At 63.1% G+C, this 13911-nt stretch carries 13 protein-coding genes; 6 read left to right on the forward strand and 7 right to left on the reverse strand.

The features are described 5' to 3' along the window. The 6 genes from ACTXGA_RS20770 to ACTXGA_RS20795 all read right to left on the reverse strand — a co-directional run. Nucleotides 1-391: thiamine pyrophosphate-binding protein (locus ACTXGA_RS20770; protein ID WP_443396593.1), on the reverse strand; the 391-nt coding region annotated here is incomplete at its 3' end. A gap of 191 nt (nt 392-582) precedes the next feature. Next, nucleotides 583-1401, reverse strand: coding sequence for an SHOCT domain-containing protein (locus ACTXGA_RS20775; protein WP_443396594.1), 819 nt, complete (start codon nt 1399-1401; stop codon nt 583-585). Nucleotides 1402-1482: 81 nt separating this feature from the next. Beyond that, complete coding sequence (locus tag ACTXGA_RS20780; RefSeq protein ID WP_443396711.1) at nt 1483-2064, reverse strand: hypothetical protein; 582 nt, start codon at nt 2062-2064, stop codon at nt 1483-1485. Nucleotides 2065-2214: 150 nt separating this feature from the next. Next, nucleotides 2215-3621: a selenium-binding protein SBP56-related protein gene (locus tag ACTXGA_RS20785; protein WP_443396595.1), complete on the reverse strand. Its 1407-nt coding sequence runs from the start codon at nt 3619-3621 to the stop codon at nt 2215-2217. Between the two features lie 366 nt (nt 3622-3987). Further along, nucleotides 3988-4197, reverse strand: coding sequence for a hypothetical protein (locus tag ACTXGA_RS20790; protein ID WP_443396596.1), 210 nt, complete (start codon nt 4195-4197; stop codon nt 3988-3990). Beyond that, nucleotides 4194-5363: a glycosyltransferase family 4 protein gene (locus ACTXGA_RS20795; RefSeq protein WP_443396598.1), complete on the reverse strand. Its 1170-nt coding sequence runs from the start codon at nt 5361-5363 to the stop codon at nt 4194-4196. Before ACTXGA_RS20795 ends, ACTXGA_RS20790 begins: the two co-directional genes overlap by 4 nt. 220 nt (nt 5364-5583) lie before the next feature. Here ACTXGA_RS20795 and ACTXGA_RS20800 point away from each other — a divergent pair, with 220 nt between their 5' ends. Genes ACTXGA_RS20800 through ACTXGA_RS20810 form a run of 3 tightly spaced genes read left to right on the forward strand, consistent with a single transcriptional unit; the run spans nt 5584 to nt 8788 of the window. Continuing rightward, nucleotides 5584-6984, forward strand: coding sequence for a hypothetical protein (locus tag ACTXGA_RS20800; RefSeq protein WP_443396600.1), 1401 nt, complete (start codon nt 5584-5586; stop codon nt 6982-6984). Nucleotides 6985-6995: 11 nt separating this feature from the next. Continuing rightward, on the forward strand, nt 6996-8285 hold the full coding sequence (locus ACTXGA_RS20805) for a glycosyltransferase (RefSeq protein ID WP_443396601.1): 1290 nt from the start codon (nt 6996-6998) through the stop codon (nt 8283-8285). After that, entirely contained in the window at nt 8282-8788 is a 507-nt protein-coding gene (locus ACTXGA_RS20810; RefSeq protein ID WP_443396602.1) for a GNAT family N-acetyltransferase, read from the forward strand. The genes ACTXGA_RS20805 and ACTXGA_RS20810 overlap by 4 nt, the downstream gene beginning before the upstream one ends. Nucleotides 8789-8883: 95 nt before the next feature. Here the strand turns inward: ACTXGA_RS20810 and ACTXGA_RS20815 are convergent, their stop codons facing one another. After that, nucleotides 8884-9372, reverse strand: coding sequence for a serine O-acetyltransferase (locus ACTXGA_RS20815; RefSeq protein WP_443396603.1), 489 nt, complete (start codon nt 9370-9372; stop codon nt 8884-8886). A gap of 170 nt (nt 9373-9542) precedes the next feature. On the opposite strand from ACTXGA_RS20815, the gene ACTXGA_RS20820 reads away from it, so the two are divergent. From ACTXGA_RS20820 to ACTXGA_RS20830, 3 genes are read left to right on the forward strand one after another with little or no spacing between them, the layout of a single operon-like run. Continuing rightward, complete coding sequence (locus tag ACTXGA_RS20820) at nt 9543-11597, forward strand: acyltransferase family protein (RefSeq protein WP_443396604.1); 2055 nt, start codon at nt 9543-9545, stop codon at nt 11595-11597. Next, complete coding sequence (locus ACTXGA_RS20825; protein ID WP_443396605.1) at nt 11594-13147, forward strand: GMC oxidoreductase; 1554 nt, start codon at nt 11594-11596, stop codon at nt 13145-13147. Before ACTXGA_RS20820 ends, ACTXGA_RS20825 begins: the two co-directional genes overlap by 4 nt. Further along, nucleotides 13144-13911 carry an SDR family oxidoreductase gene (locus ACTXGA_RS20830; RefSeq protein ID WP_443396607.1) on the forward strand — a complete coding sequence of 256 codons (768 nt, stop codon included), beginning with the start codon at nt 13144-13146 and terminating at the stop codon, nt 13909-13911. Before ACTXGA_RS20825 ends, ACTXGA_RS20830 begins: the two co-directional genes overlap by 4 nt.

The following is a 13911-nucleotide window of genomic DNA, read 5'->3' on the forward strand; positions in this document are numbered from 1 at the left end:
GGACCTCTTCCTGGTAGGCGACCATGTCCTCGAACAGCTTCATCTGCTCGACTTCCTGAAAGCCGCCCTGGCCGATGGTCTTGTTGGCGGCCTGCGGCGTGACCAGCAGCAGCGGCGTGTGGTTCCAGTAGGCGGTTTTGACGGCGGTGACGAAGTTGGTGATGCCGGGGCCGTTCTGCGCGATCATCATCGACATCTTGCCGGTGGCGCGCGTGTAGCCATCCGACATCATGCCCGCGCTGCCCTCATGCGCGCAGTCCCAGAAGGTGATGCCCGCCTGGGGAAACAGATCCGAGATCGGCATCATCGCCGAACCGATGATGCCAAAGGCATGCTCGATCCCGTGGCGCTGCAGAACCTTCACAAAGGCTTCTTCGGTCGTCAGTTGCATGGATAGCGCTCCCAAGGCCAAAACGCCGGCGTCAGGGGCCGGCTGTTGGCGGGCAATCTATCGGTGCGGCCCGAGTGCGAATAGGGCCAGTTACACCCGCCGCTTAAGGCCAAAATGGAGCAATCGCCGAAACCAAAATGGCCCGGCGATCCACATCGCCGGGCCATTCAAATCAAAGGTCAGCAGACAGGTCAGAGGCGGGACAGCAGTTCGGCCTTCTTGGCGTTGAACTCATTCTCGCTCAACACACCCATGTCCCGCAGGTTGCCGAGCTTTTCCAGGGCCGCGAATATCTGATCGGAATTGCCGCCGCCCTGCTGAACCGGGGCCTGCTGCACCGGCTGCGGCTCCACGTAGGCAGGCTCTGGCGCCGGTTTCGGCTGAACATAAGACGGCTCCGGCGCGCCCCAGGGATGCTGCCCATGGGTCACGGGCAGTTGGTTCAGGTAAACCGTTCCGTATTGGCTTGTGAACGTCCAGCTGGCGTCGCCGGATTGCTGTTGCCCCACACCGCCGATCAGGTGATCGCCGGTATCATAGACCGTCACCTGCCCATTGAGATTGATCGCCAGACGGCGCGCGTTGGGAAAGATCGCGTAGCTGAGGTTGTTCTGTGCCCCCTGCGAGGACGGGCTGCCCAGTTCGGAGGGCCACCACCCCCCGAAACTGCCCGACATGCTCATCGAGGTGTTGCCCTGCGCTTGCCCCTGCCAGCCGCTCTGAGGCTGCACCGGCTGATAGAACGCCCCCTGAAAGTAGGCGTTGGCGATCTCGGAGCAGAGGTTGTTGACGGTGTTCTGAAGACCGGTGTTGAACATATCGCCCACCATGGTCATACCGCCGGACTGCCACTGGCCCATGCCACCCAGTGCGGGGACATTGAACTGGGCCTGCGCCCCGCCGCCACGGCTGACCGCATCCATCATTGCCTGAACGGCATCGGGGCTGAGGCCATAGGCTTGGGCAAGGCGGGATTGCACGGCTAGACCGTGATCGGACAGGGCGGACATAGGGAACTCCGGGCGCTTGGCGCGTTTGACGACTCGGGCGGGGCCTAACACGCAGGGCCAAGCGGCACCAGCCACAGCGGATCACAGCGCCGTCCAGACCCCGATTCCGCCGACGAGAATCAGGCTGACCGCCCAAAGTTTGTCCAGATTGAACCAGCTGCGGGTCAGGAACTTCAGCCCGACCAAGTGATAGACGCCCAGCGCGATCACTCCCCCGGCCACTGTCATCGCCGCCGTATGGGCGAGCGCCACCGCCAATGCGGTGCCCGCGTTGCCGACCATCAATTCGGTCGCGGCCAAGTGTCCGCGGTCCAGGTCCTCGACCCGGCAAAGGCCCAGGTAGATCGGCACCAGCATCAGCCCCGCCCCATGCGCCATTGCCGCAAGAAAGGACCAGAGCGCCAGCCGCGCGGGCGGCACACGCGCCAGAAACCGGGGATGCCGCCGCTGGATCAGCAACCAGAGCCCCATTCCCATGACCAGCAGTCCGGCACCGATGCGGATTTCACGCTCCCACGTCACCAGTGTTGTCATGGCGCCGAACGGCAGCAGGATCGCGGCCATGGCAAGGAAATGCCCCCCTGCCAGCAGGATCAGCGCCCGCCACAGCGCCTTGCGCCGCCGTTCCATAAGCGCTGCAGACACCGCCAGCGGCCAGCCCATTCCGGGGTTCACCCCGTGATAGACCCCGGCCAGCAAAACCGCCCCCCAAAGGGCCAGAACCTCACCGGTCAAGACCACCTGCCCGTTTCTTCTTGGTCCACAAGCGCGACCCGCGACGGCGGCCTCTCAGAACCGCCGTCGGGCCGTGGTTTAGACGTTGGGATAACAGAAACTGTCGGTCGAACAATCGCCGCCTTCCAGCCGGATCTGGTGGCTGCGATAGCCTTCCGGAAAGTCGACACAGAAGTTCTCGTCCAGTGTCAGGCCCCCGTTTTCGCCCACATGCGCCATCACCATGGCCGCCCCCCGTTCGCCCGGATAGAACTGGTCGTCCCATGTCGAGTAGAGAGAGTTGGTCCAGTAGACACGCTTGCCGTCGCGGCTGATTTCAACCATCTGCGGGCCATATCCAAAGGGTTTGCCGCTGGGATGCGGGGTCTTTCGAACGATACCGCCGATCTCGACCTTGCCGGTCAGCTTGGGGTTCATCGGGTCCGACACATCGTATTGGTGCATCTCTCCCTGCCCCCAGCAGGCGACGTAGAGGTATTTGTCGTCCAGCGACAGGTCGATGTCCGTCACCAGCGCGGGCACCGCGCCGAACCCCTTCAGCAGGTCGGGCAAGTCGTCCGCATCCGCAGGCTGCGGATCGATAGTGATGGTCTTTTTCGACTCGAAGGTGCCGTCGTCCTTTTGCCACCATGTAAAGATAGCGCCCTGCAGGTTGGTGGTGTCCACCACCACGCCACAGAAGCCGTGTTTCTTGGCCGGATCATGCGCAGGCCGAATTTCCAACGCCATCTGGTGGTTTTCGCCCAGATCGATGGTCTGGACGTTCTTACGCTCTCGCAGGTTCCAGAAGTGGATCGAATGGCCGTATTTGTTGCTTAGCAGATCCTCTGCCACGATGCCGTTTTCGAACTGCGGCGGCAGGCCCCATTCGCTGCTGACCATGTAGTCACGCGGCAGGTTCCACCAGAAATCATAATGCTTGTCCTGCTTGCCACGATCCATCTCATAGCGGCCGAGGATCTCGAAGGTTTCACAATCGAGGATAAAAATGCCCGGAGGACCGTCGGTGCCATCCTCGCCGCCACCACCCAGCGTCGAGACATAGATGCCCTCGGGGCCGCAGTGGATCGTGTGTGGGCGCGAATAGCCGGTTTTGGCAAAGACCTCTTCGGGTTCGATGATCTTGTGGATCTTCGCCTTCAGCGGTTCCTTGACGTCGATAATATAGATCCGGCTGGACCGAATGCCGGGAATGATCAGGTAGCGGCGCTCAAGAAAGGCGTGCCCGGCCAATGGCGACAGCGCCGAGGAACAGGCGTTCCAGCCGAAGTGGTGAAACTCATCCCCCTTGTTGGGCATGATGAGGGTGTGCAGAATCTGGCCGAAGGTGTCCGAAGACGGGTTCACATCCACCACCGCCAATCCGTCCGGCTGTGAGAAATCGGGACTGAGCATCAGGGTAAAGGCAAGCGTTTCCGCAGGGGCCTCCATCGCCATCTTTGGCGTGGGATGGAAGGTGGGATCGGGCCGGAACGACTCGTTCATGTTTTTCTCCTCCTCGAAATTGGAAACGCCCACCGGAGTGGTTTTGAAATCTGGCATAGTGCTACTTTTGTAGGCACAGTTGGCCTGACCAAATGTGGGTCGTCAACGATTCCGTGTGCGCGGTTGCGCAGCACAATTTTTGCGGCAGCGCGGCAATTCGGCAAAAACTGCCTCAGGCCGTTATCAGCGTGCGCCGGGATGCTGGCAGATGCGCAAATACACGTCGTCCAGAAAGAAGGCCTGCGGATGGTGCTGGTATCCGACATGCCGGAAATGCGGCGGGCAGGGCAGCAGGTCTTCGCCCACCTGCACCCCGTACCGTTAGGCTGACCCCGCCTTCGCCCGCGCTTTGGAAGGCCGCGCCGATCACGGCAAAGACGCCACGCCCGACATTGTCCAGACCGCTTGCGGTTTGACGGTACGGATCTTCGTTATTGTCACAAGGTCGGCAACGGGCTGTCGGTAACAGAGGAAATTGTCGTGCCATTTGTGCGGATCGCGGCCTTCATGCACCTGCACACAGTCCATGCCAGCAACCGCCCCTGCAAAGGACCAGCGCAGCTTGGCCGTGATCAATCGCGCTTTTTCGCCACTGCCTCCTGCAGATGCTGTGCGGTGGTTCGGCCCCACGCGTCCCAGTTCAACCGGGTCTCATAGTCATGGCGGGCGGATTGGCAGAGTTTGGAATATGCCTCTGGTGCCTCAAGATACTGCAGGATCACAGAAACAAAATCCCCGACATCCGATCCGGGCGGTAGAGCATGGCCAGTGATCCCGTCGCGGATCGGGACACCCCCGACCCGCAGGCAGAGCGCGGGCAATCCATGGGCCGCTGCCTCGCAAAAGGCGAAACCGTAGGATTCAAAGGAAGGCATGACCATGAAATGCGCCTCTCGCAGCGCCCTGTTGAATTGCGCCAGCTCTTCGGGCACCGCCTTGTTCAACTGCGGGAAGACGGTGACGTGTTCGTTTCGGTGAAACTCTGGCGGCTCACATCCGATCACCGTAAGGCGTGCATCCACCCCGCGGTCGCGCAAAGCGTTCATGGTGTCAAAGGCCACCGGCCCACCCTTGGCAAACCAATCTCGCCCAACGACCAACAGGTGCACCGACGCATTTCTGTCCAGTCGGCGCGGCTCTGGCATGGGAGGATGCGGGACATTCGCCCCCCAGGGCACCAGCCGGACGCGGTCATCAGACAAACCATACCGCGCTACAGTAGTCTCGCGCAGCCATTCGGACGGCCAGAGCAGCAGATCCGCCCCCCTCAACGCCTCACGCTCGCGCCGTTCCAACCAACCATCCAGAACCCGCCCGAAGGCAAAGACACGTTTGTGTGCCTGTCCGACCTCGGACAAGCGATACACAGTCTGGACGGCGTCCGAAGTGAACACCCGCGCCATCCCTTTTGGTGTCCGAACCCCGCTAAAGGCGTGCAGCGCATAAGCGCCGAACAACACGTCGTAATCGCCGCGCGCCAATTCCTCCTCTGCCTGACGCGCAATCACCCGGCGCAGGGCATAATGCATCCGCCAGCGAAGACGCAGGCTGACGGTTTCAGGCATGGCCATGATCAATCGGCGCACAGGTGCGGCCGCGCCCCAGCCTGTCGGCAGGACCGTCACATCTCCGGCGTGCTTCTGCAGGGCGTCGAACAGGCGTGCGTTGCCGCCGGAATAAACCGTCCGGTCAAGCGGCGACAGGTCGCTCAGATAGGCGATGCGCAGTCGATCCTGACCCAAGGAACCCTCCTGTCCGTAGGGGCCGCGCCACTCTACCGTGTCTTTCGGGCAATTCCATGACGCTGTGGCCGGGATCTCATGACTGTTGGTGCCCGATTGAAAATGGTCATGGGTTCCATGGTTTTGCTGCATTGCAGCCGCGACTTTGCCCTTGCCAGTTGATAGAACCGGCAATGAACCGGCCTGCAAGAGCGCGGCCAGCCCCCAGAGCAGAGCGACGATGCCCAACCCCATCGCCTATTTCGCACTGGCGATCAGTCCGATCATCATGGCCTTGCTGCTTGCTCGGCTGCGGACGGACCGTGCGCTGATCTGGGGATTGATCTTTCTCTACCTGTTCCTACCAGAACCCCCGGCGGTCTTTGACCTACCGATGATGCCGCCTCTGAACAAACACAACATTCCCGCGCTGACCGCCTTTGCGGTCCTGCTCTGGCGGCAAAACGACGATGCCGGTCCGCTCCTGCCGCAGTCCATACTGGGCAAGGCGCTGTTGGCGACGTTTATTCTTTCCCCGATCCTGACGGTTCTGACCAATGGTGAACCGGTCTTCTTCGGACAGGTCGGCCTGCCCGCACTGGGGTTGAAGGATGCCGCCGCACTGACCATCGAACAATGCCTTCTGGTGGTGCCGTTCCTGCTGGCGCGCCAGCACCTCGCCTCTGGCGGATCGCAGCGCGAATTGCTGAAGGCGCTGATGGTCGCCGGTCTGATCTATACGCCGCTGCTGTTGATCGAAATCCGTATTTCTCCGCAGCTCAACAATTGGGTCTACGGCTATTACCAACACTTCTTTGCCCAGACGATCCGCTTTGGCGGCTATCGCCCCATGGTCTTTCTCTACCACGGCATCTGGGTTGCCTTCTTCCTGATGACCTCTGTCGTTTCCGCCTTTGCGCTCTGGCGGTTCCGCGAAGACGCGGGCCGGTTCAAACTGCTCGTAGCAGCGGTATATCTGGCCGTTGTGCTGGTGCTGGCGAAATCGCTGGGCGCGCTGTTGTTCATGATCTTCCTCGTGCCCCTTGTGGTGCTTTTGCCGGCCGCAAAACAGGTCCGCGTCGCGGTGTTCGTGGGCCTTGTGGCGCTGGCCTACCCGGTCCTGAAAGGCGCGCATCTGGTACCGCAGGAATACATGCTGACACAGGCCGCCGCGATCGACCCGGACCGCGCCGGATCGTTGCGGTTCCGGTTCCAGAATGAGGATACCCTGCTGGAGCGCGCCTATATCAAGCCTGTCTTCGGTTGGGGCAGTTGGGGCAGGAACCACATCCTGGACCCGGTGAACGGCAATATCCTGACCGTGACCGACGGGCGCTGGATCATCCTGATCGGCACCTATGGCTGGGTCGGTTTCATCGCCGAATTCGGCTTGCTCCTCTTGCCACTGCTGCTGATCGGACGCGAAATCACCGCCCGGCACAGGGCCGATGTCTCTCCCTATGTCGCGCCGCTCAGTCTGATGCTGGCGATCAATATCGTCGACCTGATCCCGAACGCCACGCTGACGCCGCTGACATGGCTCATTGCCGGGGCGATGACCGGCTACGCCGAAAAACTCAGAGCCGAACGCCTGCAGATCAAGCGCCGCAGCAGCACGCTGCGCTGGCGTTCGGTCATGTAAAGAGGACCTTCATGGCCGAAAAACCCCGTGTTCTGCTGGTTGCCGACGAATGCAATCCGGAATGGCCGTCTTTGCCGATCGTCGGCTACAAATACGCGCTGGAAATCGGCAAGCTGGCCGATGTGAGCCTTGCCACCCATGTGCGCAACCGCGAGAACATCGAAAAGGACCGCCCGCCTTTCCCCGTGGTTTACATCGACAATGAATGGATCGCCTCGCCGATGTACCGAGCGGCCAAACTGATCCGGGGCGGGGAGGAGGTCGGCTGGTCGACCTCGATGATCTTCAACTACCTGCCGTATCTGGCGTTCGAACATGGCGTCTGGAAACACTTCCGAAAGGAACTGACAAACGGGCAATTCGACATCGTACACCGCATCACCCCGATGTCGCCCACCCTGCCCTCATGGCTGGCGCACAAGGTGCCGCAGCCCTTTGTTATCGGCCCTTTGAATGGCAATCTCGACTGGCCGCGCGCCTTTGCCGCCGAACAGGCCCGCGAAAAGGAGGGCCTGCGGAAACTGCGGAATGTCTACAAGGTCTTGCCCTATGCGCGCAGCACGTTCGACGCCGCCGCTGCCGTGCTCTACGCCTTTTCGCACACACGCGCCGATCTGCCGCGGGTCGAGGATGCGCGCATCGTCTCCTTTCCGGAAATAGGCTTTGACCCGGCGATCTTTCATGACCACGGCGCGCAACCTGCGGGCCGGCGTGGTGCAGATGACAAACTGCATTTCCTCTATGCCGGTCGCCTCGTGCCCTACAAACTGCCGGAACTGCCGCTGCGCGCCTTCGCCGCCTCCGAACGACTGCGGCAGCACCACTTGCATGTGGTGGGCGATGGCCCCGAACGCGCCCGGATGGAAGCGCTGATCGCAGAACATGGACTGCAGGATTGCGTGACAATGCACGGGCGCAAATCGCAGGCTGAGGTGGCCGACATGATGCGCAGATCGGACGCCTTTGTCTTTCCCTCGATCCGCGAACTGGGTGCCGGCGTGGTGATCGAGGCCATGGCCTGTGGCTGTCAGGTGATCGTCGCCGACTACGGCGCGCCCGGCGATCTCGCCGCAGAGGGCCGCGGAGCGCGGGTGCAGATGGCGGATTTCGACGCGATGGTCGCGGGCTTCAGGCAGGCAATGGAAGCCTGCGTCGACAGCCCCGCCGCCATGGCGGACACCGCCGCCCTCGGCAAAGCCTATGCCGAAGGGTTTTTCCCGTGGTCGCGGAAGGGCGAAAAGACGCTGGATGTCTACTGTGCTTTGCTGGACGGTCAGCCGCTGGAGGGGTTGGGCTATTGACGGCCTTCTCCACCAAACGCCTGCGCGTGACGCCCTGGGAAACATCGCTGGACGATCCAGCAGCGCGGGCCACTCTGGAAAACCGACTGGCCCGAATGCTGACCCCGTCTGTGCTGGAACACCTGCCGCCGGATTTTGGTCCCGACGATGAACCGCAGGCCATGGCGCGCTGGATTTCAGTCCGACGGGACCGGGCAAAGGTCAGCCTTGTCAAACAGGGCCACGACCTGATCGGCCTGCTGTTTCTGTTTCGAACCGAAGGCACGGCGCCCGGCGACCTCCACCTTGGATATCTCTTGGCCGAAGAGGCATGGGGCAAGGGCTATGCCACGGAACTCCTGCAGGGTCTCATCGCCCATCTGCGGCCAAAGGCGCCGATGACGCTGTGTGCCGGTGTGGCGCATGGCAATCCCGCCTCTTCCCGTGTCTTGCTCAAGGCCGGTTTTGCAGTCGACACGGAACACCCCACAGCCGAGACATGCCGCTATTGCCTGCAGCTCTAGGCCGAAAACGGGCCGTCAGGCCCGTTGGACGGGACGGTGGGCGGGGCGATATCGGGACCGCAGGTCCCGAGGAGCGCCGTCCCCGGCTCACCCCCTCAAGTCTCGGAGATGACCCGCGCCGGGATCCCCGCCACGGTCGCCCCTGTAGGCACATCCCGCGTCACCACCGCGTTGGCCCCGATCACCGCGTGATCCCCAACCGTCAGGGGCCCGATCAACTTCGCCCCGGCACCGACATCCACATGTCCGCCCAGCACCACCGGTCCCGCCAGCGTAACCTGATGAAAGATCATGCAATTCACCCCGATCTTTGCGTCCGGATGCACGATGATGCCCGTCGGATGAGTCAGCCGCAGGCCACCGCCGATCTCGGTCGTCAGGTGCAATTCGCTCTGGCACATCAGCGACCAGACCCAATGGTTCATCACCCAGTACCGCGCCACGACACGCCCAAGAACACCGCGTCCCCGCCACGCCTGATAACGCCTGACCGCGCGGATCATCTTCTTGCCCGGTTCCCAGAACCGCTCGATCCGCTCCCGCGACCAATCCGGCACCTGCGCCGAAATCTGCTGTTGCGTCATGTCAGCGCCCAATGTCCATGAACGGCCTTAATCCCGCCCTGAAATGCGTTATCCTTGAAGGTATGGCAACACTCTGACAGCAGACTACGCGCAACCGGTCAGTCAAAGCACCGGAAAACCCGGAAGGACCCCATGACGCCCCCGCCCAACGGTCGAGGACATCAGCAGACATGAGCGCCGCGCCGCATGCCAGCATCGCCTACCGGGGCGATATCGATGGGTTGCGCGCCATCGCCGTGCTGGCGGTGGTCCTGTATCATTTCGGCCTGCCCCTCTCTGGCGGCTTTGTCGGGGTCGACGTCTTCTTTGTCATCTCGGGGTTCTTGATCGGCGGCATCCTCTGGCGAGAGTATGACGCGACTGGCCGCATCAGTCTGAAAAACTTCTACATCCGCCGGTTCCGCCGCCTTGCGCCCGCGTTCTTTACTATGCTGGCGGTCACCGCCGTCTTTGGCTGGCTGATCCTGCTGCCTTTCGAGTATCGCGAATTCGGAAAGGCCGTGATCGCCTCCACGGTCTACCTGTCGAACATCCTGTTCTACAGGCAGGCGGGCTATTTCGACACCGCCTCCGAGGACAAGCCCCTGCTGCATACATGGTCGCTGGCGGTGGAGGAGCAGTTCTATATCTTCCTGCCACTGGTATTGATCCTGCTGGCGCGTTGGCGCTGGGGCGTTATCGCGGCTCTGGTCGTGGTCTGGGGCGCGTCGTTGGTGGCCTGTGTCTTGATCACACCCGTGTCGCCGACCGCCAGTTTCTACCTGTTCCCCTTCCGCGCCTGGGAATTGCTGTCCGGCGTCCTGCTGGCGATCTGGGGGCATGAGAAAAGGTACAACTGGCGTGGCAGCCCGGCGATGTCCTCTCTTGGTTTGATCATGGTGGGGGCCTCGATCTGGTTCATTCCCGCGGGGCCGATGTTTCCCGGTATTCTGGCTATTCCTCCGGTGCTGGGCACGGTCTTGCTGCTGGCCTCCGGCGCGGGCGCAAACACGGTCAACCGCCTGCTGACCCTGCCGCAAATGCGCCTGATCGGCCTAATCTCCTATTCGCTCTACCTGTGGCACTGGCCGGTCTACACGCTCAGCGATTACCTGCGGGGCGGGTATTCCGGCCCGGTCGAGGCCGCGCTCTGGCTGGGACTGGCCTTTGGCTTGGGCTGGGCGTCGTGGCGTTTCGTTGAGCTGCCGATCCGGCACGCGCGCAGGCTGCGCGGGTTCGCCGTCCTCACCGGCATGCTGTTCAGTTCCGCTGTCGCCCTTGCCATTGGGGCCGTACTCTACGTCACGGACGGCATTCCGGCCCGGTTCGGGCCGGAGGCGCGGGTCCACATCACCGCCACCGGTGATTTCCTGCAGGACTGGAGCCGCTGCGCAATCGCAACCGACCTGCCGCTCGACGGGCTGGAGCTCTGCCCCATCGGTCCCGAAGGTCCGCCGCGCGTGCTGATCTGGGGCGACAGCCATGTGCGCGCGATGAAAGAAGGGCTGGATCTGGCCGCGCATGAAGCGGGCGTGCCGGGCATCATCCTCTGGCGGGCCGGCTGTCCGCCGCTGTTTGACATCCGCAAGGTGGAAACCGCCTCGACCCCGGCGCAGGACACTGCCTGCACGCAGGCCACCCTGCAGATCAAGCAGGCGCTGTCCCGGCTGGATGATATCGACACGGTCCTGTTGATCGGACGATGGAGCTATTATGCCACAGGTCAGGGGCTGGGCCCCAACGCCCATGACCGGATCGCTCTGCACCCGACAGAGGGGCCTCTGTCCACCAAGGCCGGACAGGCCCGATTGCTGACCCGCGCCGCCGCAGACACCGTCGCGGAACTGTCACGACGGATGGACCGGGTGTTCGTCCTACGCCAGCCTCCGGAAATTCCGCTGTATGACAGCCGTGACGCCGCGCGTGAGGCGGCGCATGCCGGTCTGCCCCTTGCCGCCGACCCTGTGACGGAATTCAGCGTCGCCGAGGACGCCATCGTTTTGCGCGGCACGCTGTCGGATGCGCCGTGGTTGCCGCTGTCCGAATCCGGGGCGATCACCTTTCTCGATACTTGGCCATACTTCTGCGCGGACGGCACCTGTTCCGCGATTCAGCAGGCGCAGGGCCAGTATTTTGACAACAACCACCTGACCAACAGCGCCGCCATCCGCATCCGCGAGGTGCTGCGCCCTGTCTTTGAGCCGCTGACGACCGAGGTCACGCTCTCCCGGGCTTCTGGCGGATGACCGGCCTCTTCGAGACAGAGTGGGACGCCGTCATCATCGGCGCGGGCATGGGCGGCGGCACACTGGGCCGCAGTCTGGCCGAGGCCGGGCAAAAAGTGCTGTTTGTCGAAAAGGGACCGGTGGGCCTTCGCTCGGAACGCAACGGGCTGACGGATGTCTTTGTCCCCGAGGCGCGTGCCGCGCGCGGCCTCTGGCCCGATCCGCTGCATGTCTCTCTGGATGGGGTCGAAACGCAATTCTTTGCCCCCTTGGGCACCGGGCCGGGCGGCAGTTCCACCTTTTACGCCGCCACGCTGGAGCGGCCCGAGCGGCATGATCTGGACGACCTGCCCGATCAGCCGCATCCGACCGGGGGCTGGCCCGTGGGCTATGACCGTATGGTCCCCTGGTATGACAAGGCGGCACATCTGTTTCGGGTCTACGGCACGCCGGACCCCCTGTCCCCCGAAAAACCGATGTCCCTGCGCGACCCGCCGCCGCTGCAACCGGCGGAGGCTGCGCTGACGCAAAGCCTGCAACAGGCCGGACTGCACCCCTATCGCACGCATACTGCGATCACCCATGTCGATGGTTGCGAAAAATGCCTTGGCCGCAAGTGCCCGATGGTCTGCAAGATGGATGGGCGATCGGCTGGGGTCGAACCTGCGCTGGCGACAGGGAATGCGCATCTTCTGGCTGGCGCAGAGGTCACGCGCCTGATCGCGGATGCCCAGCGTGTCACCGCAGCCGAGGTGCGTGTCGGGCAGGACACACACCGTCTGACCGCGCGACGCTTCATCCTGTCCGCCGGGGCGCTGCATTCGCCGCGCCTGTTGCTGGCCTCGCCGTCCGAGCACTGGCCCGATGGCCTTGCCAACCGCTCGGGCCTTGTTGGCTGCAACCTGATGCTGCACGTGGACGAACGCTTTGCCCTTTGGCCGAAACGCGGGTTGCCCGACAGCGGCGCGACCAAGGCGATTTCCTTTCGCGACTTCTATCACCGGGCGGATATGCGGCTGGGGTCGGTTCAGGCGATGGGCATTCGCGCATCATATGGCGAAATGGTGCATTTCCTGAATCGCATGTTCGACCTGCGCGGCCAGCCCGGCCTGCGCGCGTTATCGCGGCCCATGGCCGCCGTGGCCCATACCCTGTTGGGGCAGGCGCATCTGTTCGTCGGGCTGATGGAGGATTTTCCTTACGCCCACAATCGTGTGCTGTTCGACCCGGCCAACCCGTCGCGCATGTCCGTGACCTATACCCTGTCCGACGAATTGCGCCAACGTCGCCGCGCCTTTCGCAAGGCCCTGCGGCGCGGATTGCGCGGACATCGCCATCTGTTTCTGTCGATGGCGCCGGAACTGAACTGGGGCCATCCCTGCGGCACGCTGCGGTTCGGGCATGATCCCGCCACCTCTGTCACCGGCCCTGACGGTCGCGCGCACGGGTTGGACAATCTGTGGGTTGCGGATGCCTCTTTCATGCCCACCTCGATGGGGGTGAATCCCAGCCTGACCATCGCCGCCAACGCCCTGCGCGTCGCGGACCAGATCCTGAAGGACAACACATGACCCGGATCACCCCGCAGGACGGTTTCGCCATTGTCACCGGCGCGGGCTCCGGCCTTGGCCGGGCGCTGTCAGTTCAACTGTGCGAATTGGGGTTCACCGTGGCAGGCACCGGGCGGCGTATCGAGACATTGCAGCAAACAGCGGCGCTGTGCCCCGAAGGCCGGTTTGATCCGGTTGCTCTGGATGTTGCCGATTTTGACGCCGTGGCCGCGCGATTTGCCGCTCTGGCCGAAAAACACGGACCCCTTGCCCTGCTCATCAACAACGCGGCGGTCTACCCGAAGGTGGACATCCTGCAGGAAACGCCAGACCATTTCTGGCACACGATGGCGATCAACACCGGCGGGGTCTATGCCTGCTGCCACGCCGCCCTGCAGGACATGGCGCCGCGCGGCACCGGGCGCATTCTGAACGTGGCCAGCTTTGCCGATATCGCGCCCTTGCCCGCATCCGCCGCCTATTCCGTGTCCAAGGGGGCCTCTCGCGTGGTGACCCGCGCGCTGGTGGCGGATCTGTTCGACAGGTTTCCCGGCATCGTCATCAGCGACTGGCTGCCCGGCGCGCTGGCCACAGATATGGGCATCCCCGACGGCCTGCTGCCGCACACCGCCGCGCGTTGGGGGGTGAAACTGGCCCTGATGCGGGAGTCCGCGTTAAACGGCGTGACCTTTGAGCGTGATATGGAATTGCTGCCACCGCGCGGGTTGAAGACAAGGTTGAAAGACGCCCTGCTATTGCGCCGCCCCAAGCCAAGGCGGCTGTGA

The sequence above is a fragment of the Antarctobacter jejuensis genome (assembly GCF_052266595.1).
Lineage (GTDB): Bacteria > Pseudomonadota > Alphaproteobacteria > Rhodobacterales > Rhodobacteraceae > Antarctobacter > Antarctobacter jejuensis.